Source organism: Paenibacillus sp. J2TS4 (assembly GCF_018403245.1).
In the GTDB taxonomy this organism is placed as follows: domain Bacteria; phylum Bacillota; class Bacilli; order Paenibacillales; family NBRC-103111; genus Paenibacillus_L.
On the sequence record NZ_BOSH01000026.1, the window covers coordinates 1 to 22,403 of the forward strand.

The 22,403-nt window shown below is 46.9% G+C and carries 26 protein-coding genes and 2 pseudogenes; 9 read left to right on the forward strand and 19 right to left on the reverse strand.

The genetic code is table 11. The annotated features are described in order from the left end of the window. Positions 1–683: 683 nt before the first annotated feature. The 7 genes from KJS69_RS28535 to KJS69_RS28565 form a co-directional block, all read right to left on the reverse strand. Complete coding sequence (locus KJS69_RS28535; RefSeq protein ID WP_213587562.1) at positions 684–1,019, reverse strand: ArsR/SmtB family transcription factor; 336 nt, start codon at positions 1,017–1,019, stop codon at positions 684–686. Between the two features lies 1 nt (position 1,020). Beyond that, the gene (locus KJS69_RS28540) at positions 1,021–1,446 is read right to left on the reverse strand and encodes an SRPBCC family protein (protein ID WP_213587564.1); all 426 of its coding nucleotides are present in this window, start codon (positions 1,444–1,446) and stop codon (positions 1,021–1,023) included. Positions 1,447–1,554: 108 nt separating this feature from the next. Beyond that, on the reverse strand, positions 1,555–3,081 hold the full coding sequence (locus KJS69_RS28545) for an MDR family MFS transporter (RefSeq protein WP_213587567.1): 1,527 nt from the start codon (positions 3,079–3,081) through the stop codon (positions 1,555–1,557). A gap of 19 nt (positions 3,082–3,100) precedes the next feature. Continuing rightward, positions 3,101–3,442, reverse strand: a complete 342-nt coding sequence (locus KJS69_RS28550) for an ArsR/SmtB family transcription factor (protein WP_213587569.1) — start codon at positions 3,440–3,442, stop codon at positions 3,101–3,103. Between the two features lie 122 nt (positions 3,443–3,564). Next, positions 3,565–3,939, reverse strand: coding sequence for a hypothetical protein (locus KJS69_RS28555; RefSeq protein WP_213587571.1), 375 nt, complete (start codon positions 3,937–3,939; stop codon positions 3,565–3,567). A gap of 42 nt (positions 3,940–3,981) precedes the next feature. After that, positions 3,982–4,404, reverse strand: a complete 423-nt coding sequence (locus KJS69_RS28560; protein WP_213587573.1) for an SRPBCC family protein — start codon at positions 4,402–4,404, stop codon at positions 3,982–3,984. A gap of 75 nt (positions 4,405–4,479) precedes the next feature. Continuing rightward, positions 4,480–4,815, reverse strand: coding sequence for a YhcN/YlaJ family sporulation lipoprotein (locus KJS69_RS28565; RefSeq protein WP_283777495.1), 336 nt, complete (start codon positions 4,813–4,815; stop codon positions 4,480–4,482). A gap of 240 nt (positions 4,816–5,055) precedes the next feature. On the opposite strand from KJS69_RS28565, the pseudogene KJS69_RS28570 reads away from it, so the two are divergent. Next, positions 5,056–5,565 (forward strand): annotated as a pseudogene (locus tag KJS69_RS28570) (ketoacyl-ACP synthase III); the annotation flags it as partial. A gap of 319 nt (positions 5,566–5,884) precedes the next feature. Further along, complete coding sequence (locus KJS69_RS28575) at positions 5,885–6,427, forward strand: GNAT family N-acetyltransferase (protein WP_213587575.1); 543 nt, start codon at positions 5,885–5,887, stop codon at positions 6,425–6,427. A 627-nt stretch (positions 6,428–7,054) separates the two neighbouring features. Here the strand turns inward: KJS69_RS28575 and KJS69_RS28580 are convergent. The 6 genes from KJS69_RS28580 to KJS69_RS28605 all read right to left on the reverse strand — a co-directional run bounded on the left by KJS69_RS28580 (position 7,055) and on the right by KJS69_RS28605 (position 11,665). After that, positions 7,055–7,666, reverse strand: a complete 612-nt coding sequence (locus KJS69_RS28580; protein WP_306434442.1) for a nucleotidyltransferase domain-containing protein — start codon at positions 7,664–7,666, stop codon at positions 7,055–7,057. Between the two features lie 145 nt (positions 7,667–7,811). Then, positions 7,812–10,454, reverse strand: a complete 2,643-nt coding sequence (ppsA, locus tag KJS69_RS28585) for a phosphoenolpyruvate synthase (protein WP_213587579.1) — start codon at positions 10,452–10,454, stop codon at positions 7,812–7,814. A 156-nt stretch (positions 10,455–10,610) separates the two neighbouring features. Further along, entirely contained in the window at positions 10,611–10,775 is a 165-nt protein-coding gene (locus tag KJS69_RS28590; RefSeq protein ID WP_213587581.1) for a hypothetical protein, read from the reverse strand. Between the two features lie 13 nt (positions 10,776–10,788). Continuing rightward, positions 10,789–10,953 carry a hypothetical protein gene (locus KJS69_RS28595; RefSeq protein WP_213587583.1) on the reverse strand — a complete coding sequence of 55 codons (165 nt, stop codon included), beginning with the start codon at positions 10,951–10,953 and terminating at the stop codon, positions 10,789–10,791. A 38-nt stretch (positions 10,954–10,991) separates the two neighbouring features. Continuing rightward, on the reverse strand, positions 10,992–11,486 hold the full coding sequence (locus tag KJS69_RS28600; protein ID WP_306434440.1) for an ATP-binding domain-containing protein: 495 nt from the start codon (positions 11,484–11,486) through the stop codon (positions 10,992–10,994). Then, entirely contained in the window at positions 11,483–11,665 is a 183-nt protein-coding gene (locus KJS69_RS28605) for a hypothetical protein (RefSeq protein WP_213587585.1), read from the reverse strand. The genes KJS69_RS28600 and KJS69_RS28605 overlap by 4 nt, the downstream gene beginning before the upstream one ends. A 189-nt stretch (positions 11,666–11,854) precedes the next feature. Between KJS69_RS28605 and KJS69_RS28610 the strand changes: the two are divergent. Further along, positions 11,855–12,085 (forward strand): annotated as a pseudogene (locus KJS69_RS28610) (PQQ-dependent sugar dehydrogenase); the annotation flags it as partial. Between the two features lie 211 nt (positions 12,086–12,296). On the opposite strand, the gene KJS69_RS28615 reads toward KJS69_RS28610, so the two are convergent. Continuing rightward, positions 12,297–13,151, reverse strand: a complete 855-nt coding sequence (locus tag KJS69_RS28615; protein ID WP_249730751.1) for a 4-hydroxyphenylacetate 3-hydroxylase C-terminal domain-containing protein — start codon at positions 13,149–13,151, stop codon at positions 12,297–12,299. 10 nt (positions 13,152–13,161) lie between these two features. Further along, the gene (locus tag KJS69_RS29885; RefSeq protein WP_249730752.1) at positions 13,162–13,476 is read right to left on the reverse strand and encodes a hypothetical protein; all 315 of its coding nucleotides are present in this window, start codon (positions 13,474–13,476) and stop codon (positions 13,162–13,164) included. A gap of 169 nt (positions 13,477–13,645) precedes the next feature. Here KJS69_RS29885 and KJS69_RS28625 point away from each other — a divergent pair, with 169 nt between their 5' ends. Genes KJS69_RS28625 through KJS69_RS28640 form a run of 4 tightly spaced genes read left to right on the forward strand, consistent with a single transcriptional unit; the run spans position 13,646 to position 16,280 of the window. Beyond that, positions 13,646–13,969, forward strand: coding sequence for a PadR family transcriptional regulator (locus tag KJS69_RS28625; RefSeq protein ID WP_283777496.1), 324 nt, complete (start codon positions 13,646–13,648; stop codon positions 13,967–13,969). Further along, positions 13,959–14,534 carry a hypothetical protein gene (locus tag KJS69_RS28630; protein WP_249730753.1) on the forward strand — a complete coding sequence of 192 codons (576 nt, stop codon included), beginning with the start codon at positions 13,959–13,961 and terminating at the stop codon, positions 14,532–14,534. Before KJS69_RS28625 ends, KJS69_RS28630 begins: the two co-directional genes overlap by 11 nt. 16 nt (positions 14,535–14,550) lie before the next feature. Next, positions 14,551–15,531 (forward strand): ATP-binding cassette domain-containing protein, encoded by a 981-nt coding sequence (locus tag KJS69_RS28635; protein ID WP_213587591.1) that lies wholly within the window; start codon positions 14,551–14,553, stop codon positions 15,529–15,531. Then, the gene (locus KJS69_RS28640; protein WP_213587592.1) at positions 15,528–16,280 is read left to right on the forward strand and encodes an ABC transporter permease; all 753 of its coding nucleotides are present in this window, start codon (positions 15,528–15,530) and stop codon (positions 16,278–16,280) included. Before KJS69_RS28635 ends, KJS69_RS28640 begins: the two co-directional genes overlap by 4 nt. Positions 16,281–16,492: 212 nt before the next feature. On the opposite strand, the gene KJS69_RS28645 is transcribed toward KJS69_RS28640, so the two are convergent. After that, positions 16,493–17,287, reverse strand: coding sequence for an SDR family NAD(P)-dependent oxidoreductase (locus KJS69_RS28645; protein ID WP_213587607.1), 795 nt, complete (start codon positions 17,285–17,287; stop codon positions 16,493–16,495). Positions 17,288–17,342: 55 nt separating this feature from the next. Then, positions 17,343–18,365 carry an AraC family transcriptional regulator gene (locus KJS69_RS28650; RefSeq protein WP_213587593.1) on the reverse strand — a complete coding sequence of 341 codons (1,023 nt, stop codon included), beginning with the start codon at positions 18,363–18,365 and terminating at the stop codon, positions 17,343–17,345. 408 nt (positions 18,366–18,773) lie between these two features. Here KJS69_RS28650 and KJS69_RS28655 point away from each other — a divergent pair, with 408 nt between their 5' ends. Together KJS69_RS28655 and KJS69_RS28660 are read left to right on the forward strand one after the other, a co-directional pair. Next, on the forward strand, positions 18,774–19,298 hold the full coding sequence (locus KJS69_RS28655; protein WP_213587594.1) for an RNA polymerase sigma factor: 525 nt from the start codon (positions 18,774–18,776) through the stop codon (positions 19,296–19,298). Next, on the forward strand, positions 19,295–20,461 hold the full coding sequence (locus tag KJS69_RS28660; protein ID WP_213587595.1) for a hypothetical protein: 1,167 nt from the start codon (positions 19,295–19,297) through the stop codon (positions 20,459–20,461). The genes KJS69_RS28655 and KJS69_RS28660 overlap by 4 nt, the downstream gene beginning before the upstream one ends. Before the next feature lie 393 nt (positions 20,462–20,854). Here the strand turns inward: KJS69_RS28660 and KJS69_RS28665 are convergent, their stop codons facing one another. Beyond that, entirely contained in the window at positions 20,855–21,781 is a 927-nt protein-coding gene (locus tag KJS69_RS28665; RefSeq protein WP_213587596.1) for an NAD(P)/FAD-dependent oxidoreductase, read from the reverse strand. Positions 21,782–21,837: 56 nt separating this feature from the next. Next, positions 21,838–22,323, reverse strand: coding sequence for an RrF2 family transcriptional regulator (locus KJS69_RS28670; RefSeq protein WP_213587597.1), 486 nt, complete (start codon positions 22,321–22,323; stop codon positions 21,838–21,840). Between the last annotated feature and the right edge of the window lie 80 nt (positions 22,324–22,403).

Below are 22,403 nucleotides of genomic sequence, written 5' to 3' on the forward strand. Positions count from 1 at the left end.
CATTCCAAGACGCTATGTATTCACAGCATAACAGTTATTCAGAGGCCTACTGGTAAGAGTGGCCTCCTTCAAAAAAAGTGACATTTTCATAGCACAGATAAGGTGACATTTTCACAGACGTTTGACATTTAATTCCACTATTTTTTATAAGGTATAAGTCTATCGATTCTACCATCAGCTTTGGCAATTCGGTTGCTTCGCATCCTCTGACTTCCCCGTTCGGAGGTGATGCTTATGCAATCTTCGTTGATGGAAGTAATTATGCTCGGCATGTTTTTGCTGGCTCTGATCACATATACCAAGCACAGCGGTACCTTTGTTCATATTCAGGGTAAGCCACTGCCCAAACGAATCGCTTCGACTTGTCCTCGACATTCCAGCATCTATTTTTGCGAGCTACAAAAAGAAAGACAGTATAAAACTCGATGTGCGAGTTCTGTACTGCCTTTTTCCGACTAATATGCTATTCAATGTTCAGGAGTCGAGATCGAGAATAAATGAAGCCCGGGACGTTCATGTCTCGGGCTTCCGCAATGAGAAAGCAAGATTCCGAAAAGAGGGCCGACGTACACTCGAACGTAACCGTTCGACAAACCATAGCCACAGCCCGAAGGAGTGCCTGAGCCATGCTTAAGACGATTCAGCCAAGTGCAACAACTTTTCGTGTCACCGTTTATGCAACACTACTGATCTGATTCGTCGTCGTTCTCCACGAAGTTTGCAAGGGCAGTCATCTTGTTATCCCAGAAACGTTCATAATAAGAAAGCCATTGTTTCAACTCTTGAAGAGGCTCCAGTTGCAATTTGTATCGGGTTTCCCGACCGACTTTTCTCTCTTTGACGAGACCTGCTTCCGCCAATATGCGCAAATGTTTGGAGACGGCCGTTCGGCTCATTGGATAGTGTCTGCTGATGACCGTGACCGGCATCTCCTGATCGATCAGCAATTGCAACAAACTGCGGCGGGTCGGATCAGCGATGGCCTGAAAAACGTCATGTTTCGGAGACGCAGCCGCCATATTAACCCTCAACATATTTGCCGAGTGACTGCCCGAGTCGAGCCCAGCCTTGATCCATATTGTCGCGTACCGGAGTATGAGGCGCCCCAAATTCCGTAACTTTGTTTACATCCCAGCCGGCATGAATAAGTGTAAACTCCGTTTTGCTATCCAAATCTTTTAATTCGAAAGTAATGGTCCAATCTTTCCCCCATTTGAATGAAACACGGTTAGGCGGGTCGACTTCCGTTACTTTGCAGGGGGACATACCGAACTGACCCGCATTGATGTGAAACTCATGTCCTACCACAGGCTGAAAATCATTAGGCATGAACCATGCGGATATGCCTTCCGATGTAGCAACAGCCTCCCATACTTTCTGGATCGCGGCATTGAAAATAAATGTACGCCGGATATCCGGCAGTGAACTTTGGGTTTTGGTTTCCATCCTTGCAGCATCCTCCTTAAGAATAGCAATGCATCATGAATCCAATTGGTTTCACAATGGATTGTAAAACTCCTGTCGGTTTATGTCAAGGATGACGGAACAACACCTTTAATTGTAGGAAGGGGTATGATTCTCTTCCTTTGCGACATCCAACTTCTCTTTGTCCATCATCAAGATGAACACAAAGGTCAATGCCGCAGGAATCAACGCCCATAGAAACGTTTGAGAAATGGAACTTGACAGAGCGATCGTTATTTTTTCCAACGCAGGCTCCGGTATGGCAGCACGGGTGACCGGTGATAGTATGGCGTGCGGATCTTTAAAGCTTAGATCAGTCGAGATTTGGCCTTGCCCGGAAAAATCCTCTGCAAGTTTGTGAGAAAACACGTTTCTTTGAATGACCCCAAACACGGTAATGCCGACGGTCATTCCGAGCGAACGAAGAAAAGAGTTGGTCGAAGTTGCAGAGCCGCGTTGATGACTTTCGAAATGATGGATAGCAGCCATACCGAGCACGGAAAACGAAGCTCCCGTTCCAAGACCGACAATCGTCATGTACAAAAAGATTTGCCACCGGGATGTATCTTGCGACAACGTACTAAGCATGAGCATCCCTGCAATAAAGATAACAGCTGAAATGATCATGACAGTGCGATAACTGAACTTGGTTGAAAGTTGACCGCCAAGCGCTGCTGTCACGGAAGTCCCGAGCATCATTGGCAATAGCAGCAGGCCTGAGTTGATAGCGGAACCTCCCGTTACGCCTTGAATAAAGATTGGAATATACAACGTTGCTACCATAAAAGTGGCACCATAGAACATTCCTGCGAGGTTGCTTGCAGTAAACAGCCGCCTTTTAAACATTTCGAAAGAAATGATCGGGTCGACAGCCTTTGTTTCTGCTATAATGAAAACGAATAGTAATACAGCGAATGAAGCAATTAAAGCGATGATGACACCGGAGTTCCAGTCGTATTGTTGACCTCCAAGCTCCAGCGCGAACATGAGACAAACAATGGCACCTACTAATGTGATGGCTCCACGCCAATCGATGTTCTGCTTCTTATGTTGGGACGATTCCCGATAAAATAGAACAATCAAAAGTAAAACGGCAATTCCCAGCGGTATATTGATATAGAATGCCCAGCGCCAACCGAAATTCTCTGTTATATAGGCTCCAAGAAGCGGCCCGAGAATACTGGAGAGGCCAAAAACGATCCCGAACACTCCGCTCACTTTCCCGCGCTGATGGGTCGGAAACACATCCCAGACGATCGTGAAGGCAATCGGCATGATGGCGCTGGCCCCAACTCCCTGAATAGCCCGGTACAAGCTTAATTGAACAATACTCTGCGCAGTTCCGCATAAAATGGAGCCGACGATGAACAAGGCAATTCCAAGTATGAAAAAGCGTTTTCGGCCATACATATCGGATAATTTTCCGAAAACAGGCATACCGGCCATCTCCATAGCCAAATAAGCGGAGGTGACCCAAACAAATTTATCGAATCCCCCCAATTCAGCCACGATTGTCCCCATTGCAGTAGCTACAATCGTATTATCCAACGATGCGATAAATACGCCGAGGAGTAATGCGATCATAACAGGTACTAGTTTCGTTCCGTTATTCGACATACCTGAACTCATCACTTCCTTACTTTTCGTTTTGTGAATCTTGTTTTAATGTATCAATACAACGCACCAGGTTCGCCATATTGCGATTCCAAAATTGCTCGTAAAAGGAGAGCCACCGTCTCAGTTCGAGGAGTGGCTCCGGCTGTAGATTGTAAAAGGTATGACGTCCCTTTTTCTGCGCTCTGACAAGACCTGCATCCAATAAAATATGAAGATGCTTAGTGACGGCCGTGCGACTTATCGGAAAGTGACCGCATATTTCATTTACAGCTTTCTCCGTATCGAATAGCAGTTCCAATATCTTGCGACGGGTAGGATCGGAGATGGCTTGAAATACATCCTGCTTTGGCGAACTAGTCATTAGGCATCGTCAGGCAAAAGCCAATGACCCAAAATAGCATTTGAATTCCCCCATTCACCCAAAAGAGAAACCATTCGGTTTCGCTTTTGGGTGTAAGAAGCTGCAATAACTTAGACAGAAAGCTATTTCTTAAATTTGTCCTGATGGCGAAAACGTAATGCGGACCAAGTTTCGTCAATCGCAATATTACTTACCAGACGATACTCGGTTGTGCTTTCGATCATTTTCCATACAATATCCCGGTTGATATCCGTCTTCATTTTTGAAGTCTGTTTGGGATAGCTGATCCAAAATAGGGCTTCTTCGTTTAGTGTTGGAATGATTTTCGGCACCCATTCATTTACTTCTTGTGCATTCAAAGCAAACAGTTGAACAAAATCGAATTTTCCCTGCAGCTCCTGCTCGGTTTCAATGCCGAGTGCATATCCACCCGGAGCGTTGATTACTATCGCTCTACCTTGTTTATAACGAAGTTTCTTAAGTACTGCGTTATCCATTTTACTCTCCTTCATCAGAATGCCTTGAGAATTATCAGCCGTTTATGCCTTAATTAACGTCTTCAGTTGCTCAACGTTTTTGACCCAGCCCTCATCCATAATTCCACGGAACATGGCACTCGGTTGAGACCAACCGGAATGCACGAGGGTGAACTGCGTTTTTCCGTCCTTTTCGTTTAATACAAAAGATACATGGTGATTCATATTCATGGCGGACCAACTAAACGAGATGCGGTTTGGAGGATCGAGTTCGGTCAGTTTGCATTGAATGACGCCATCCCAATCCCCCATAGGTTGGGAGCGGAAATTGAACGTATGTCCCAGTGTAAGTTGAAGGTCGTTGGGCATAAGCCATTGGGCCAACATTTCCGATGTAGTGACAGCCTGCCATACCGTTAGAATGGAAGCGTCTAACTCGAATGTGTGCCGGATGTCCGGCAAAAGATCTGAAGTGTTACTTTGCATATTCATTACCTCCACATGTAATTTGCGAAACCATTTGGTTTCTTTATTTATATTACGAAACCATATGGTTTCGTGTCAAGCTTTTAATTTATTATGAAATAGAGTGACATCTCCAATGACCGATGGGTTGGCCGGGTTAGTGTTCTGAACGGCGGAACCAGAATGCAAATTCACAGCTACATAAGCGTTATTATCGGTAACCAGAACGTTGGCACTCTCCACTTCATCCAAGGCCGCTACCGCGTCAGCTACGTGCTGGCTCATCTCCATTTTGGAGGAAGCGTTAATCCGGCTTCTTTCCATAACACGATCATGCGTATTATATGGAGTCCCTGTCGCATGGGGAACAGTGCCGTCTCCCGTCCGGTTCATCCCATAGGGGTTGGCCTGATCGAGCCCCCGCTGATTAATAGGAGTGACTCCCTGTCTAGTTTCCGCTCCGCAACCGGTTAAGCTGAGAACAGCTGCAACCGAGACAAGAACTACAGTGGTAGTTTGCGCATAAAAAAACTATTCTTAGTAATACATTGGAGCTCTCAATCGCTTAAAAAGATTGACCGGGATTTCCTTTTTGTTGTATGTTAAATTTAGCACCAGGTAATAGTATCTAATAATAAATAATTTAAAAGGAGAGGAAAAAGCATGCTCCAAATGAATCATGCGGCTTTAACAGCTCTCGGCACCTATGTCCCTGATAAAATTATCGATAATGCTGCGATGGAACAAATCGTCGACACAAGCGACGAATGGATTGTGCAACGAACGGGAATCAAGGAGCGGAGAATGGCCTCGGAGGATCAATTTACCAGCCATCTATGCACCGAAGCCGTCATCGATATGATGGAGTCCTATAACAAGGAAGTGCATGATTGTGATTTCATCATCGCCTGTAGCCACACACCCGATCTGCCCTTTCCTTCGGTTTCTTCCATGCTGCAACAACGTTTCTCGATTCAACAAGCCGGGGCTGTCGATTTGAATGCAACTTGCGCAGGTTTTGTTTACGGGCTGCACTTGGCCGATGCTTTGATCCGATCCGGAATGCACCGTAAAATTCTCGTTGTCAGCGGAGATACTATGACCAAGATTACCGATTATACGGACCGGACTACCTGTATATTATTTGGCGACGGCGCTGGCGCCGCACTCGTAGAACGAAACCTAGCTCCCACGCCTTCGCTTGGCCTACGTCCTCCACCTGTGGACAATCTACCTCACGGCAGCCATCGATCAGATTCCCAATTCTGAAGATAAACTGCCTGCCCCTACGGGGCAAAGGAACCAAAAAGTGTGAATGACTTCACACCTTGAAAATCTAAAAAAACTGTCTTGACATCTTGTATCACCGTATTTCAAGGCCACCCTTCGCCAGAAGGCCCTGCTTTTGATCTCGCTTTATTAACTATCGTTCTCCGTTAGAGTTTAATAAAAACTTCTCATTATGTATACTGTTAATAAAATCGTAAGGTAGGTGTAAGGCTTGATTATACAAACGGATCGCTTAATTTTACGTGAATTTAATCCTGGAGATTTTCAAGAGGTTCACAAATATGCTTCCGATGTTGAGGTTTGTAGATACTCCGACTGGGGACCAAACAAACTCGAAGACACAAAAGCGTTCATCGAAGAAGTTGTTAAAGTGCAAGGCAATATTCCAAGAAATCAATTTACTCTTGCGATTGTTGTTAAAGAAACTAATGTATTAATCGGAGCCTGTAATTTAATTAGGAACGGATCTCAAGCGGAAATTGGTTATAGCATAAATCGTGACTATTGGGGTTTTGGTTTTGCTACGGAGTCTGCTAAAGCAATGCTCAACTTAGGATTTAAGGAACTGAAACTTCATCGTATCTATGCAACTTGTAGACCAAACAATGTAGGCTCTTTTCGGGTTTTGGAGAAAATCGGCATGCGTAGAGAAGGTCACTTACGAGAAGATCGATTCTTCAAAGGAAAGTGGCACGATTCATTTCTATACGCCATTTTGCGTTCTGAAGTAAAGTCTGAAATCAATAGTAACTAACCGCACTCACGTAGAATGACATAGCAAACAAGCCATCGTAAAGACGACCATTTGGTAAATATAGGTTATTCTTATGGTTTAGGTAGCTGTTTGTAGAATGCGATATCCCTGAGCTTTTGCTAAATGCATGTCGAAAGTTTTTCCCGGTATCTTACGATAGCCTACAAATACCTCTTCCACGAACTGCGATTCGAGGTTCTGGTAAATAGGGTTTGGTATATCAAGAGTAATATACTTGTATATGAACTTTAATAACCGCGTTTCCTCATGTAACTCTTTAATGCCTTGTTGATATTTGGGGAAACGGAATATGAGTTCATGATTGACCTCAATGACCGTGTTGTTTTGACCGTTCTCATTGAGGATGACCGAATGGATTCATAGGTTTGGGTAAACTTCCAGAATTTTTTTAACAAGCAAAAAATATATAGAACCGCGCTCCGGTCGGCACTTCGCCATACCTTCTGACGAATCCGTCCGGTTCAACGAGCATGGAGCCTTCGCCCTGAGTAAAAGTATGCAAGCTTCACTTGAAGCTCTCCGTAGCGGCTACGGGAGTGGTGTCTTGATGCATGGAGTAAAAGCAACTTCCCGCCGGGGTTCAGCTGCCTTCGTCTTAAGAAACTGTTATAAACAAGTAATCCAATCGTGTCCTTCCGGAAATTGAAGGTTTAGTGAGGATTTCAGCCATGCCATTTCTTTCGGTGAAAGAAATGGCAGTACGGTTTGAAAATCCAGATAATCTTTTTCCCTTACTTGCGAAGCCCCTCCTTTATAAAGAAGTTGGATCTCGGGTCTCATGTAGGGTATTTCTTCCTTTGTTTTCAGAAATAACTCATCGACCGGTCTTGTTATCAAGTGATTTCGATTGTATATCCACGAGGTCCCCTCTGTATTTAATAACATCATTTGAAAAACAAAAGGGGTATCTTTACTTCTGCTAACCCATATATCATTTGTTGTATGCAAATATTCCTGGTCTTGCCAAAGAGTAAGTTTTCCTTTTTCTGCCTTATATAATACCCAATCTTGACTTAAATATCGATATGCAAGAAGTTGCTGCTCCCTTGTGATCGCAATGTCTACATCGCTATGCTCCCTTGTTTGTTTACCCAGATGCAAATCCAGTGCCCAACCGCCGGCAATGCACCATTGAATCGGTATTTTAGAGAAGATATCATTTATTTCCGGTATGGTTAGAGACATCCAATTATATATGTCCGTTCTCAAATTTACCACTCCTTCGCTTAATAGATTTACTGCCAATTACCTAACTAAGATGGGTTGATAAAAGGACGAACAGGGGAACCGCCCTTTTATCCATGACAGGTTGCATTTAATGCCGTCCATTATGACAAAGGCTCTTACTTGACGTATCCAGCCATTACAACAGTTCGATATACCCCTCTGTTCCATGCACGCGAATTCGTTGCCCATCTTTTATCAATTTGGTCGCGTTCTCCACTCCGACGACTGCCGGCAAGCCATATTCACGTGCGATCACTGCGCCATGGGTCATCAGTCCGCCAACTTCGGTGACCAGGCCTTTTATGGAGACGAACAATGGTGTCCAGCTAGGGTCAGTAAACGTCGTGACTAATATATCTCCCTCTTCAAGATCAGCAGCTTCCATATTTACAATGACGCGCGCTCGCCCCTCGATCACTCCGGAAGAAACAGCCAGACCCACAATAGCTCCCACCGGGAGATTTTCTCGTTTGTACTCGCCTGCAATAATTTCGCCATCAGACGTGATCACACGCGGCGGAGTTAGTTTTTCGAATAATTTGTACTCGTCTCTTCGTTTGCTGATGATCTGTCTGGTCGCAAGCTCCGCTTGTTGCTCGACCATGCAACCCGGGTCATCCAGTTTATGGGTGCGTACGGCTTCGTGAAGTTCTTCAAAAGTAAGATTGTATATATCTTCTTTTTCATGGATCACGCCCGCTTGTACAAGTCGTTCGGCTTCTTTCAGCAAAGCCTGCTTATAAACGAAGTAGTGATTCATCCAAGCGTATTTGGGATATTCCCGGTAACCGCTGAAATTCCGAACGATGTCGATCATTCGTTTGGTTTCTTTGGCTTTTGTCTCACCGTCCGGAAGACGCTTCAATCGTTCCAAAAGCTCTTGTTCTTTGTCCATTGCTTCCTGTCGCCCATGTTCGAATTTCAAGCTGCCGGCATGAGGCTCAAAGTTTCTAATGTTGCCCAGGATCATGGGGACAAGAGTACTCGGTTTTTCGCTCCATCGCGTTCTTGTTATATCGATTTCTCCGGTGCACCGCATTCCGTATTTTTGGAGAAAAGCATAGATCGCGTCTCGGGTTTCCTGTCCGCCGTCAAACTTATGGAGTTCATCCAAAAAGTTATCCGATTTTACATATTGCAAATAATCAATGACCTCCGGATAGGGACGAATCACATCTGCGACATCCATTAGCTCCAGACCCATTTCCGACGTAACGTTGTTCGGCACAGATTGAGTAAGCGTATCCGCCGCATTCTTTTCGCCTAACCACTCGTTCATGTTTTCATTAATCCATCTTGAAGCATTTATAACGGCCATAATGACACTCAAACTTTGCGGGTCAGTCAAGAATTTCATTAATTGCTGGATATCTTCCCGAATAAAATCGAATAACGCCGATCCCGACTTCGTTTGAATGTTTTGTTTCAACTGTTCGATCAACGCTTGACTGCGCTTGATCAAATCCGAGACGATTGTCGGATCGTTATCGAATTGTGCCAGCGGATCTGGATTGCTTCTTCTGGGATTCGGCGCATTTTCATCATCAGGCAACGATTTTATAAAATCTCCTCGTTCAATTATGGTCATAAGTGCGTCTTTCATGAGCGGGTCATGTTGTCCCATGGTAGTTAATAATGATTCTCTGCTGATTGGTGAAGCCAGCATTTGTGCAACATCAACAAACAACCTTCCGCCAGCTTTACGCATCGGCGCTGGAGTCATTAATAGGTAAAAAGACAATCCGAGCGGCTTGATGGGATCGGTCATCATTTGTTGGTGCCCGACAGAGATATAAACGTGGTTATCCTGATCATCCGCTTCAGGAATTGGGAATAACGTCGTGATCGGCCGGCTCTGGACAATATAAAATGCATCGTCGGCCAAACACCATTCGATATCTTGCGGCTGGCCGAAATAAGCTTCGATCTGTCTTCCGATGCGTGCCAGCTGTAAAATTTGTTGGTCGGTAAGGGCTTGCGACTTCTGCTGATCGGGATCGATCTGCTGGGTTTCTGTTCCGCCTTCTTGCCGTCCATAGATCGCTATTTTCTTGGCTGCTACCCTCTTGTCGACGATTTGAACTCCCTGTACTTTATAACAATCGGCAGAAACCAAGCCGGAGACCAGCGCTTCTCCAAGTCCAAAACCGGCATCGATTGACAGCAACTTGCGGTTGGAAGTCATCGGATCGGCGGTAAATAAAATCCCTGAAGCCTGCGGGAAAACCATCCTCTGCACGATAACGGATAAATAAACTTGACGGTGGTCGAATCCGTTTTGCATACGGTAGATGACCGCGCGATCCGTAAACAGGGAAGCCCAACATTTGCTAATATGCTGCAAGATGGCATCGACGCCGATGATATTTAAATAGGTGTCTTGTTGACCGGCAAATGAGGCATGCGGCATATCTTCAGCAGTCGCACTAGAACGCACTGCATATGCATGTTCATCGCCAAACTGGGAAAGATAGTGGGTAACTGCTTTCACAACATCGGTAGGGATTTCTACTTCCATAATGATTTGTCGAATTTCCCTGCTGATTTCACCAATTTGATCCCGATCTTCTACTTTTAGCATGGTTAGTCGATCCAGCAAAGCATGAACCATTTCGTTTTGTTCGATGGCTTTTTGATATCCCGCTGTTGTAACGCAAAATCCCTCCGGTACTTGTATTCCTTCTATTCTTGATAATTGCCCTAAATTTAACCCTTTTCCGCCAACGAGTAAAAGCTGCGCTTTTTCCATTTCCTGAAAACCGAGAACCAAAGAACTCATTCAACATCTCTCCTAACCATTAAATTGAGAAAAAACATTTGACAAGAGTTTACCGGTATGGAAACCGGCAGTTGATGCTATAGCGCTGGGAGGATTATCGCGACGATTGTATGGGATGATGCAGCAGTTGAAAGTGTTGTTATGAGCGATGGTTTTTTAGATCAACTGGGAACAGCGGATAAGGCCAGCGTATAGCCGGTGACGGTCCAGAATAACCATGCTCATGGCGACAATAATCGCCATGAGCGGCGGCAGAATGGCTTTCACCGAGAAGTCGTCCCCGCTGGCTGCCATCGGTTTTGTTTGCGTAGGAGCTGACATAGGTCCCTGCTTTCTATTCATAAGAGCTGTGAACGGATGAAAAATAATGGTCGAGGAACAAATCGATCTGTTCTTCGATGGACGCTGACACGCGGAAATAGGAGTCGTCGTGGGATTCTTGCTTACAAGCGGCCTTGATGACGGGCTGCAGGATGGCGCCGAAGATTTGCAGAATCATGAGAGCAGCTTATCGCGGCCGACGTCATCCCCGATCCGTCAATATGGTGCTTTCTCGTACAAATTCGCAGGCAATGCCTGCACGAACGGCGACCAATCGCCCGTCGTGTAAAGATGAAGCCGGTGCATGGCCCGCGTACACGCCGTATAAATAAGCTTGCGTTCGTTGTTCCGGCCGTAAGCTTCGGGCGAAGCATCATGGACCAAGACTGCATCGAATTCGACACCCTTGGCGAGATACACGGGAATGACCATCACTCCTTTTTCAAAGCCCGGCGTCTCCTTCGTAATGAGCTGCAGAGCTTCGCCTCCATGAATCCGTAACGATTCATGGGCCTCCCGGCTTTCGGCTGCGGTCTTCGTAATGACGGCGATGGAATCGAAGCCATCGGCCATAAGCGCCGCGATGTCTGCCAGAATTTGCGCATCACGCTTCTCCCGGCCGTCCAGTCTCGTCAGAAGGGGCTTTGGGCCGCCCCTTTCAACGGTGCAATATTTTCCCCGCCTGGAAGCATCGATTTCGTATCTGGTCAAAGGGATCCTCCGCCCGTGCTTGTGTTGATCGAAACTTCTTCCCAAAACCGCTTGCGAATGTCTGAAGCCTGATCGCGCAGCCCCGCAACCTCCGGCTCCAGTTCGGCGATTCTCGCCTGCAGCTTGTTCCGGACCTGTTCCAGCCGCTCCTGTTCTTCCCGCCAATCCTTCGCTCCCATCTCCCCTGAACACACTCCTTTTTCCGTTTTTTGGAGATAAAAAAAGAGCATTGACAAATCAAAGTTTCAGATGTACAATTAGAGTAGGTATAAAATTTAATGTGATTCTTATTTTAAATTTGTCAATGACGCTATCGATTATATCATAGTGTTATTTCGTGTTCAATTTATTTCGTCAAATGTTATCATTTTCCTGTAACTCGGGTAGGAGAGATCTTATACATAGGAAACGGAGTTATAGGGACTTTTTTAGATATTCGCCCACGAATCATAAAACTAGGTGTTTCTAGTGGCGGATATGATGAACGGGGATTGCTGGGGCTAGCATTTCATCCCGAATTTTATTATAGTCGTCTGTTTTATCTTCATTATTCCGTAGCTGGAACTCAAGGTCCAGATGCTCTTCCTTTCCCACCGTCTTTTATACGATAAACCGTAATTCTATATGCGAATCCGAGGAACATTAGAACGCTAGTCAAACCTCCAGTGATTCCGCGAATCCGCTCAATCCGGCGCACAGGAAAGCTCAAGTCTCCGGATAAAATCAACTTTGGTTCCAACACGATACCAAAATAAAACGGAGTAGGCCGAAAGTTTATTTTTCGGTCTACTCCTTGTTCGTTCTCAGGTCTTATCTTTGCACCAGATTGACATCGTGCGGATCGATCCAGGTCGAGTCCGTCCAACCATCGAGGTCATATTCGCTCATGCACTGCTCCACCATGCTCTTGAACGCCTCGGCAGATCCGCTGTTTAGAGCTTCTATCAGTGCGTGGATGCGGATATCTTCAAAATTGCCGGTATAATTTCGTTCGTATAGCCCATGCCGGCCGCCAAATTCGCTCCCGATGGCGTCCCAGAGCAGTTTATTCAGCTTAATTTTCTCCATACTGTCATACCCGCCCGAGCCACGGTAAAATCTCTCTAAATAAGGGCGAAGCTCCGGATTTTTAAAATCCGCCGAACTGGAAGGCTGTACGATGAGCCCTCCTCCCACCACGTCTTCAATAATTTCTTTTATACGTGTCCAAGCCATGGGAGAAAACACTCTGTAAGCCGTTCCGTGTTCGACATTCGGCAAAACCGTTCCATTAGGACCCGGATTCGGATCTTTAGCCATTGCGGTACTTATTGCCCAGAACATATTTCGCCAGGCAATCATTTCTCCGACTTTTGCTTTGACCCCGCGGAAATCGCCGGTTCCCGAAGATTCGACGGATTTTAACAGCAGGCCGGTAAAGTCAAGCTTGACTGCCAGACGGGTACATCCGTGAAAAATAAACAAATTGACGAACCCGGAACGCGGGAAGAAAGCATTAGCTTTTTCAATATCTCGATAAACCAGGATGTTTTCCCACGGAATCAAGGCTTTATCAAAAATAAGAACTGCATCATTCTCATCCAGACGGCTTGAAAGCGGGTTATCGAACGGGCTGCCTAATACGGCGGAATGGAGCTCATATGATGGACGGCAAATCAACTTCATTCCTGGCGTATCATGGGCGGCGAAGAAAGCGAGAGCAAATTCCTCTTTTTGAACGGGTGATAAATAATACCTTCCTCTGCGCTTCCCCGTACCACCGGCGGGCGTTATTCATCCATTCTCCCAATCGCAGCTTGCCCGACTGGCTGTAAAAGCGGATCGGATTATCCCATACCAATTGTTGGATCACATCTTCCCCATACTCTTTCTTTCTCATTTCAAGGGCTGTCTTCACGATACTAAGCGGGTTGGACGGACCCCAATCGGCCGCGGAATTAATACGAAAAAGTATAAATAGTGCGATGTTCTGATGTTTCTGTCTTGCCATACACAAAGAGCAGCAACCTCGTTACGGAGGCGTTATTGAACCTATGACTTTTTGAAGAGCCCATTGACAAAATTCGCTACTCTATGTTATTGTGTAGCGGTACTCAATATAATTGATTACCAACGACGTTGAGTACCATGGGGGTGGTATTTTGGAAAATTTAAGCGAAATGCTCAAAGGCGTTTTGGACGGCATCGTCCTTGAGATCATCAGCCGGGGCGAAATATACGGATATGAGATTGCCAAAAAGTTACACTCAATGGGTTTTGAAGGGCTTGCGGAAGCGACGGTGTATGCGTTACTGTTGCGGCTGGAAAAAAACAAGCTGGTCCACATCACTAAAAAACCTTCGGAGATGGGCCCCCCCAGGAAGTTTTACACGCTCAATGAGCGCGGGTTCGAAGAACTGGCATCCTTTTGGGCAAGATGGGATTTTCTTAGTGGGCGTATTCAAATGTTAAGAAACCATGGAGGTGAAGATCATGAGCTTTAGTCGTGAGTTAAAGGAAAAAATGAACCAATTCGCGAAGGAACAATCCCAGCACTATTTGGAAGAAGCTGAGATGACGTATATGGAAAAGCTACGACGGAAAACCGGTCAGGCCAAGAGCAAGATCATGGCGAAACTAGAAAAGTTCAAGAGCCGCTCGGAGACATCGCTTGAAGCGCAAAACGATATGATCATCTACATGAGCGATTACATGAACGATTTGATCGCAGAAGGACTTTCCGAGCGGGAGGCGTTTGAACGCGCGAAGGAGGATCTTACGTTTCGCAGTGAAACCGCAAAGTCTTCCGATTTGCAGGAGCAGTTTGCCAAGTACTTTGAAAACCGCGATCCTGCCGATTACGAAGCGATCGGCCTGTTCTATGCAGGCTTTATGTTCCTTGGCTCTTCTATCGGTGCGCTTGTCGGATTTCTCGGCAGCGGCGGGCGTGAGAAATTTCTTACCGGCGGTTGGATCGATACGCTAACCGGCGTTATCGTCGGCGCAACCATCGGAATAGGAATGGGGCTTATAAGCAACGCCATAATTACATTGAAGAAGAAAAAATAAATCGAGAGGTGATTGTATGCCAAATGCCATTGAAATCACCGAGTTAAGAAAGAGCTTTGCGGTCAAACTAAAAGGCCGGACATCCACGGTTGAAGCAGTACGCGGAGTCACGCTTTCGATAAAGAACGGCGAGATTTTCGGTTTTCTCGGTCCTAACGGGGCCGGGAAAACGACGACTCTTCGCATGCTTACGACACTTTTGCCGGTTGATGAGGGGAAAGCGGCCATTTGCGGATACGACCTTGTACGCCAGCCGAAAGATGTGCGGCGCCATATCGGCTATGTCGGTCAGCTTGGCGGGGCGGATCTGGAAGCATCCGGGCGCGAAAACCTGATCCTTGCCGGAAGGCTTTACGGGATGAACCGCCACGATGCACAAATACGCACCAACGAGTTGCTTAATGTTTTTGAATTAACCGAACTGGCCGATCGGATCGTGAGGACGTATTCCGGAGGACAGAAGCGCCGGCTTGAAATCGCACTGGGCATGATCCACCGTCCGGAAGTCCTGTTCCTGGATGAACCGACAACCGGGCTTGATCCGCAAAACCGCGCCAATCTTTGGGAGCAAATCAGAAAACTGCGAGAAGGCGGCACAACCATTTTCCTGACTACGCATTACTTGGATGAAGCGGATGCTTTAAGCGACCGGCTTGCCATTATGGATTACGGGAGGATTGTGGCCGAGGGGACGCCGCTTGCGCTCAAAAATCAAATTTCCGGCGACGTCATTCAAATCCGACTGTCGAACGAAAGAGTAGAAGACGCAAAATTACGTTTGGCCACATTGAATTTTATTCATGAAACCCGGCTCGAAGGCGATAACCTCTATCTGTATGCCAATGACGGTGCCAGGGCACTGCCCCGCGTATTCGAGATGTTGGAGACCGAAGGCATACAAACGCAATCGGTCACCCTGTCCACTCCGTCCCTGGACGATGTATTTCTTAAACAGACGGGAAGATTGCTGCGTGATGCCAAGGAGGGAAACTCATGAACATGGCCTCTGAAACAAGGCTGCTTTTCAAACGGAGAATGCTGGAACAAATTCGCTCCCCTATATGGATATTTATGGGGTTCACAACGCCTTTGTTGTATCTTGCTTTGTTCGCGCCTCTTCTAGGCGGGATTCCCAGCGTGGGGGAAGCAGGGATCGCCAACGTCTTCGTCCCCGGCTTGCTGGCTTTATTTGCATTGAGCAGCGGCACCGGTATTGGTTGGACGATAATCAATGAGTTACAATCAGGCGTCATTGAACGCTTCAGAGTTACGCCGGTCAGTCGCTTCTCCCTGTTGATGGGTAACGTGGTGAAAGATGTTGTCATGTTCTTGCTGCCGGCACTCATTGTCATCTTCGTTTCGAGTTTTGCCGGATTTCGCATTCATGCAGGCGGGCTCGCACTCTTGCTGGTTCTGCTCTGCCTATTGACCGCTGTGGTGTCTGCCGTAAGCAGCAGCTTAGGGCTCTTATTCAAAAATATTGGTACGTTGGCTGCTGTAGTCACCGGATTGCAGCTTCCGATCATGTTGCTGGCGGGCGTTCTGCTCCCCATTTCCTTTGGTCCGACATGGCTCCAAGTCCTTGCGCATCTGAATCCGTTCTATTATGTAGTGGAAGCCTCCCGCGTATTGGCTGGCGGTACCCTTTGGGATATGAAAGTACTTCTAGCGTTTGCCGTTATGATCCCACTGCTTGCGATTGCTCTTGGCTGGGCAACGAATGTTTATCGAAGAGCGGTGGCGTAACCAAAGCCGACTATAATTTCAGAATTTTCTGTCATCGACCTTCATTCATGCAATTCCTGCGCAGCTTCCTCACTTCTCACCATGCGTTCAATTCCTGTACCGGCCGCCATGGACAACTCCATAATGGATAAATACCCCAATACTATAGTATTGGGGCATTCTAATATTATACATTTGTTAAACCTAAATACAATATTTGAAATAGAAAAATGTTAAAAAATAGTCGGTACCATTCCCCCATCCATACGGATGGGAGAACCTTTAAATGCGGATGCGTGCGGACTGCATACAAATGCGGCTAATCTGCCGATTTCAAAAGGTCTGATAAACCGCTGAATTTCAGATTGAGGCAGGTTTGCAGCCATAAATTGTTTCTCTTTTTCAGAGAAAGACATATCTTCATCCGCGTAAATGCCGTCGATGATTTGCTGCACATTTTCAGAAAGTGTCGGTCCTGGCATGATCGTGTTCACGGTTACTTCTGTTCCTCTGGTTAATTTTGACAAGCTTTTTGACAATGATAACAGCATGGTTTTGGTCACTGCATACTGCGGCATTTGTCCTGAAGGCATAATGGCTTCTTCACTCGCAATAAAGATAATGCGGCCATAATCATTTTTCAACATTTTAGGTAAATAAAATTTAGATAATCCATTTGCAGCAAGAACATTAGTACGGAAGTATTTTTCCCATACTTCATCGTGGGCGTCCTCATATTGCATAATTTCGTAAATACCCATATTGTTAACCAAAATATCAATATTGGGGTATTTTTTGAATAAAGCTTCCCTTTGCCCGATATCCACAATATCGGCTGTAGCATTTTGAGGAGAGGTAGCCGGGAAATCTGACTTAATTTCATTTACAGTTCGTTCTACCTCTTCATGATTTCGTCCATTAATTAGTACATTAACACCTTCTTTGGCAAGTTCAACGGCAATTGCTTTACCTATACCTTTCGTTGATCCTGTAACTAAGGCGGTTTTATTGTTTAATCCCATATCCATCATTCATTTCTCCTTATCATTCAAAAAGTCTATTCTTTTGCAGATATGATATAGGTTACCCTTCTTTTAATAATGTCCTTGAATGTTCAGTACGCCAATTTGAAGGAGTATCCCCTTCCCAAAGGCGGAAGGCACGGTAGAACGAGTTCTGGTCTTCATATCCAAGCAGGAAGGCCACTTCTTTAATATCGAGCGAGGGGTCTGACAAGTACTCTCGTGCCTGCTCATGTCGAGCTTGTGTCAACAGATGCATGAAGCTCGTGCCTTCGTCAGTAAGCCGACGCTGCAAGGTACGATTGCTCATCCCCAACTCGCTCGCGACAGCCTGAATGTCGGGGCGCCCCCCTGAAAGGCCGCGTTTCATGATCCATTTGACCATCTCGGTCATTGAGCGGCTGCGCTGCTGTTCATCCAACGATCGGTCCAGAACGGGAGTCAGGATCTGCAGCAACTCTTCGTTGTACGAGACAAAGGGGCGGTCCAGATCTCTTCGATGCAGCGTCAACCGATTACATTTTGCACCAGTCCGGATACGGCAGCCGAAGTAAGCTTCAAGGACCTGAATATCGCCCATTGAGTGCGAAAATTCGACGAACCGCGCCGTCAAAGGTTGACCTGTGCCCCTGCGCCCTAGCTCTAGAAGAAAGGCCAACGTAATCCCAACCAGCATCGGCGGACCCGGTTGCTCGGTATACAGCCATTCCAGGTCGATGTTACAGAGCTCGTCCTGCTCAGTGATACGTAAGCTTTCGGGAGGGCACAGTTGTTTATAGCGAGCCATTCGGTTTAGAGCGTCGCGGTAGTCACGAGCGTGGTAAGTCGCTAAGACGGTCGGAGGGTACTGCGCTGTCTCAAAGACGGTCGCAAGCTTGATGATTCCATTGGCAGTGTCACCAATGAGATCGGAATAAGCCTGCCAGATCGCGAAATATTGGGCGGTGGTGACTACTGGTTCAGTAATAACGGTGAGCGGCAGTCGTGCTTTGCGAGCTACGTCGTGGGGGGCAATCCCTAATTGACGCAATCCTGCCCAAAAACCTGCCGGGATTTTAATACGTTCAAAGGTGTGAGACGTCATACGTATGGGCCTCCTCTAGCTACTTACACTTTCACTAGCTTTGGATGTGATTAACGTTCTGCCTTCTTGGTAGAACAGTTATTATAGTACCTCCCCAATGTCGATTTGTAACTAGCAAATAGTGACAGTTTACTTGCCAATTACGCCGAATCTTATGCACATAGGATACACTTAGTGTGTGACTGAGACGACAGGTCGGCCGTACTTGTTTAAAGCATACTGTGCCAGCTCCCGCATATCCTCCGGCGAAGTTACATCGGTTGGCATTATAAGGAGCAGGAATCGGAAATCAATCGCTAAGTCCGGACTCTTAATCAGGGCATGGACAAGGAGTTGACCAGACCGATGAACCAATTCCTTGGTTATGACAATATATAGATGAATGGCCATTCAGGAGGGAGAAGTTATTTGGATATTGATGAGTTGATCGAGCTCGTGAAGCTGCATGGCAAGTCGATCTACGGTTTTTGCTACAAGCTGACTGGAAACAAAGAGGATACAGAAGATTTGTATCAAGAAACTTTTCTTAAGGCCGTGGAGCTGCGACTCAAGATGGACGCGTCCCGCAATCCCAAAGCTTATGTAATATCGATTGCAATTCTGCTGCACAAAAATCATCGCCGCAAACTTGCTTGGAGACAAAGAATTGCCCCCACTGCTGAACTTGACGAAGCGGCAAACCAGTCCGGTTCGCTCGCCAGCGAAGCAACGCCGGAAGATGCAGTGCTGTCGCTTGAGCTTCGCGCCATGATTCAGGACGCTGCTCACCGGCTGGACGACAAGATGAAACTTCCCCTTTACATGTATTATACAGCGGATATGACCGTTGAAGAGATCGCTTCGGCGCTGAGAATTCCTCCGGGAACGGTGAAAAGCAGGTTACATAAAGCTCGCAAGACAATGAGAAAAGTATTGGAGGTGGATTCCCCATGAAGGACGCGGATTGGGAGCGATTGCTCAAACAATCTTTGGTTTCCGCAGCAGAGCCTGAAGAAAAGCTGAATGAGAGCATAATCCATCAATTAAAGGAGCGCAGTCAGATGAAGCATAAATATAGGAAGAGATTATCCGCAGGACTATTAGCTGCTGTATTGTTGCTAGTACTGTCCGTATCCGCTTATGCGGCGGTCCAGCTATTCAGCGCCAAACAGGTCGTCGAGCATTTGGGAGATCAGCTGTTGGCGGATGCGTTTGATAGCAAAGATGCTATTCAGATCAATCAATCAAAAGCTTCCGGAGACTATCGTTTTACGCTGCATGGTCTCGTTTCGGGAGCAGGTCTTAGTGAATTTCCCCATTCTAGGGAGGCCATATATCCTGACAGGACATATGCGGTTGTATCGATAGCTAGACTGGATGGCAAGCCGATGCCGAATATCAGTGATCCTGAATATGGCAAGGAGCCGTTCTTCGTTTCGCCGTTGATCAAAGGCCTGAAGCCATGGCAGTTTAACATCGCTTCGATGCACGGCGCATACAGTGAGGACGTTATAGATGGCGTCATGTACAGAATCCTTGAATGCGACCAGGTGGAAATATTTGCAGACAGAGGGGTGTATTTGGCGATCAGCAGCACCACGTTTTATAGCATCGAGGCGTTTAGATATGACGAAATTACGGGGGAAATCCAAGTAAGAGAAGACTATCCCGGCGCCGCGGTGCTGTTCGATCTTCCTCTCGATGCGGCAAAAGCGGACCTTGTCAAGGCGGAAGCTTATATAGAAGCACATCCATCGTCTTCGCAAGGAAGTAACGAACGCTTCGCCGATGCAGAAGAACCGGAATGGGTCAAGTGGATGGCAGGTTTACGGGCCCAAATACGTAATGGCGAGGCGATCGGTGAGACCATTCCCGAATCCGTGAAGGAAGTAAGCTATGACGATTCAGGAAATATCATTTATACTTTTGACGACGGTCGGAGCTTAACGGAGTCCCCTGAGCACTTGTTCGAGGAAGGGCAAATTGGATTTTCGGACAGACGGCTCCCCATCAGCGGGGGTGACGGTATCTACCAGGCGATGCTCTTTCACAGGGACGAAAACGGTGTGATTACCGGCAGAATCGTTGTATTGGATGAAGGGTATCCCGGGGAATAGCAGACGCTGCAAAGAGCAGTTGCAAAAAATAGCTGGAAAACCTCCACTCCGTTGCGCTCATCTTCGCAGATTGACCTAATGATGAGTTGATAAATTGGAGGTATTCCGGTTATTTTAGCGATATGCCTGCAAACGAGGATAACTATATAAAATGAACTAATGATTGAATAGCTCATAAAGGGGAGAAAGAAAGATGCTTCCAGGGCGAGTTTTGGCTTTGTATTCCTACCATCCGAAGGCCCATCCATATAGAAGGAATCTGTTGGTTCGGGGTCCCCGAAAAGTAATAGGACTTTACTACGAAGCATCACTTCACTTTTTGGGGAAGGAGTATGATGTTTGAAGCTTCGGAGGCACTTTCCTTTCGGAACGGAATGAGAGCTATTCTTTAGTTCAACATATATAGCTAGTTCTCCCCCAAGCCTCCATATTCAGTTCGTTGTTTATAGCCGCGGCGGATAATGCACCCATAGCGGCGGCAGCAATAGCCTGATGCAGTCGCGATGCCGCATCCCCGGCGCTATAGACGCCCGGAACGTTCGTTTTTCCGAACTCGTCGACGACGACCGATCCCGCTTCGGTGATATGGCATCCGATGGCTTGCGGCAAGTCCGATCCCGTCACCAGCTCCGGCTTAAAAAAGATCCCCGTACATGGAATGGCCTTCCCGTCTTCAAGAACCACTTGACGCACGATCCCGTCGTTGGAGTCGATGAACCTAATCGGTGATTCGAATACGGGGACACGGTGCCGGCGGAGTTCCTCGCGCTGCATGTCCGTAAGCTCATCGGGGCCGTTCGTGCAAATGGTAAAACGGTTCGTCCATCCGGATATCAATGGAGCGAAGTGCATGGCCTCAGCCCCCTTGGTAATGATGACAAGCGGCTCGTCTCTTAATTCCCAGCCATCACAATACGGGCAGACGAAGGCGCTTTTCCCATAGACTTCCTTAAGCCCCGGGATGTTCAGCGGCCGATCCTTCATTCCGACGGCAAACAGCAGCTTTTTGCTTGCCAAGGTGTTCCCTTGTCCAGTCGTAATTTGAAACTGACCGTCCGTTCCTGTAATCGACACGGCCGTATCCGCCACGAAAGACACGGAAGGATAAGCGCTGATCTCGTCCTTCGCCATTCGCCGAAATTCACCGGGGCTTATTCCGTCACGGGTAAGAAACCCGTGTGTCGCTAGCGTCACTGCGTTGCGGGGACGGCCTTCATCGATCACCGCCACATTTTTCCTCGCCCTTCCAAGCACGAGTGCGGCGTTCAACCCAGCCGGGCCTCCGCCAATAATCACCACGTCGAGAAGTTGTTTTTCCATTTCAACACACACCTCCATAGATCTATAATATCCATAATTAAGATACAAGAAGTGCATCACTTCTTGTTTGCCGCAGGGCTGCAGTTCTTGGCAGCCTCGTCCAGCACTGACTGGATCGTATGCTCCCGCAAGTATTGATGCAGATGCTGTTCAGCGCCGTTCATCACCTTTTTAACCAGACATTCGCCGCTGCCCGGGCGGTTCCGAATCCGTTCCGCACCTTTCTCTTGGGCTAACAACCGATGCTGCTGCGAATTCAAATTCGAGCATTCGAACAACTGCTGCCTTCCTTCGATCGCCTGAATAACCTCAAGAAACGTAATCTCTCCGGCTGGCCGTGCAAGCTCATAACCGCCGTTCACTCCCGGCACAGCGTGTACGATACCATCCTGCCTCAGCTTGGACATGATTTTGGACAAGTAGCTTTCCGAAACTCCGAGCATTGCTGATAACTCCTTGATTCCGATGTTATTCCGACGCTCCGAGTGAGCCAAATGAATTAAAGCGTGCAAGGCGTAATCTGTGCTTTTGGAGAACTGCATGTTTCCCTCCTCCCTTCCAAGATTGCTCTTATTATGGACCTACAATATCCATAATAAACGTTGCGGCTCCAATTTGCAAT

Excerpts from the sequence above, each read along its gene's own strand:
- KJS69_RS28535 (WP_213587562.1), bottom strand. The coding sequence starts at position 1,019 with ATGGCGGCTGCGTCTCCGAAACATGACGTTTTTCAGGCCATCGCTGAT.
- KJS69_RS28540 (WP_213587564.1), bottom strand. The coding sequence starts at position 1,446 with ATGGAAACCAAAACCCAAAGTTCACTGCCGGATATCCGGCGTACATTT.
- KJS69_RS28545 (WP_213587567.1), bottom strand. The coding sequence starts at position 3,081 with ATGTCGAATAACGGAACGAAACTAGTACCTGTTATGATCGCATTACTC.
- KJS69_RS28550 (WP_213587569.1), bottom strand. The coding sequence starts at position 3,442 with ATGACTAGTTCGCCAAAGCAGGATGTATTTCAAGCCATCTCCGATCCT.
- KJS69_RS28555 (WP_213587571.1), bottom strand. The coding sequence starts at position 3,939 with ATGGATAACGCAGTACTTAAGAAACTTCGTTATAAACAAGGTAGAGCG.
- KJS69_RS28560 (WP_213587573.1), bottom strand. The coding sequence starts at position 4,404 with ATGCAAAGTAACACTTCAGATCTTTTGCCGGACATCCGGCACACATTC.
- ppsA (WP_213587579.1), bottom strand. The coding sequence starts at position 10,454 with ATGAGTTCTTTGGTTCTCGGTTTTCAGGAAATGGAAAAAGCGCAGCTT.
- KJS69_RS28590 (WP_213587581.1), bottom strand. The coding sequence starts at position 10,775 with ATGTCAGCTCCTACGCAAACAAAACCGATGGCAGCCAGCGGGGACGAC.
- KJS69_RS28595 (WP_213587583.1), bottom strand. The coding sequence starts at position 10,953 with ATGATTCTGCAAATCTTCGGCGCCATCCTGCAGCCCGTCATCAAGGCC.
- KJS69_RS28605 (WP_213587585.1), bottom strand. The coding sequence starts at position 11,665 with ATGGGAGCGAAGGATTGGCGGGAAGAACAGGAGCGGCTGGAACAGGTC.
- KJS69_RS28615 (WP_249730751.1), bottom strand. The coding sequence starts at position 13,151 with ATGAAGTTGATTTGCCGTCCATCATATGAGCTCCATTCCGCCGTATTA.
- KJS69_RS29885 (WP_249730752.1), bottom strand. The coding sequence starts at position 13,476 with ATGGCAAGACAGAAACATCAGAACATCGCACTATTTATACTTTTTCGT.
- KJS69_RS28625 (WP_283777496.1), top strand. The coding sequence starts at position 13,646 with ATGCTCAAAGGCGTTTTGGACGGCATCGTCCTTGAGATCATCAGCCGG.
- KJS69_RS28630 (WP_249730753.1), top strand. The coding sequence starts at position 13,959 with ATGAGCTTTAGTCGTGAGTTAAAGGAAAAAATGAACCAATTCGCGAAG.
- KJS69_RS28635 (WP_213587591.1), top strand. The coding sequence starts at position 14,551 with ATGCCAAATGCCATTGAAATCACCGAGTTAAGAAAGAGCTTTGCGGTC.
- KJS69_RS28640 (WP_213587592.1), top strand. The coding sequence starts at position 15,528 with ATGAACATGGCCTCTGAAACAAGGCTGCTTTTCAAACGGAGAATGCTG.
- KJS69_RS28645 (WP_213587607.1), bottom strand. The coding sequence starts at position 17,287 with ATGGATATGGGATTAAACAATAAAACCGCCTTAGTTACAGGATCAACG.
- KJS69_RS28650 (WP_213587593.1), bottom strand. The coding sequence starts at position 18,365 with ATGACGTCTCACACCTTTGAACGTATTAAAATCCCGGCAGGTTTTTGG.
- KJS69_RS28660 (WP_213587595.1), top strand. The coding sequence starts at position 19,295 with ATGAAGGACGCGGATTGGGAGCGATTGCTCAAACAATCTTTGGTTTCC.
- KJS69_RS28665 (WP_213587596.1), bottom strand. The coding sequence starts at position 21,781 with ATGGAAAAACAACTTCTCGACGTGGTGATTATTGGCGGAGGCCCGGCT.
- KJS69_RS28670 (WP_213587597.1), bottom strand. The coding sequence starts at position 22,323 with ATGCAGTTCTCCAAAAGCACAGATTACGCCTTGCACGCTTTAATTCAT.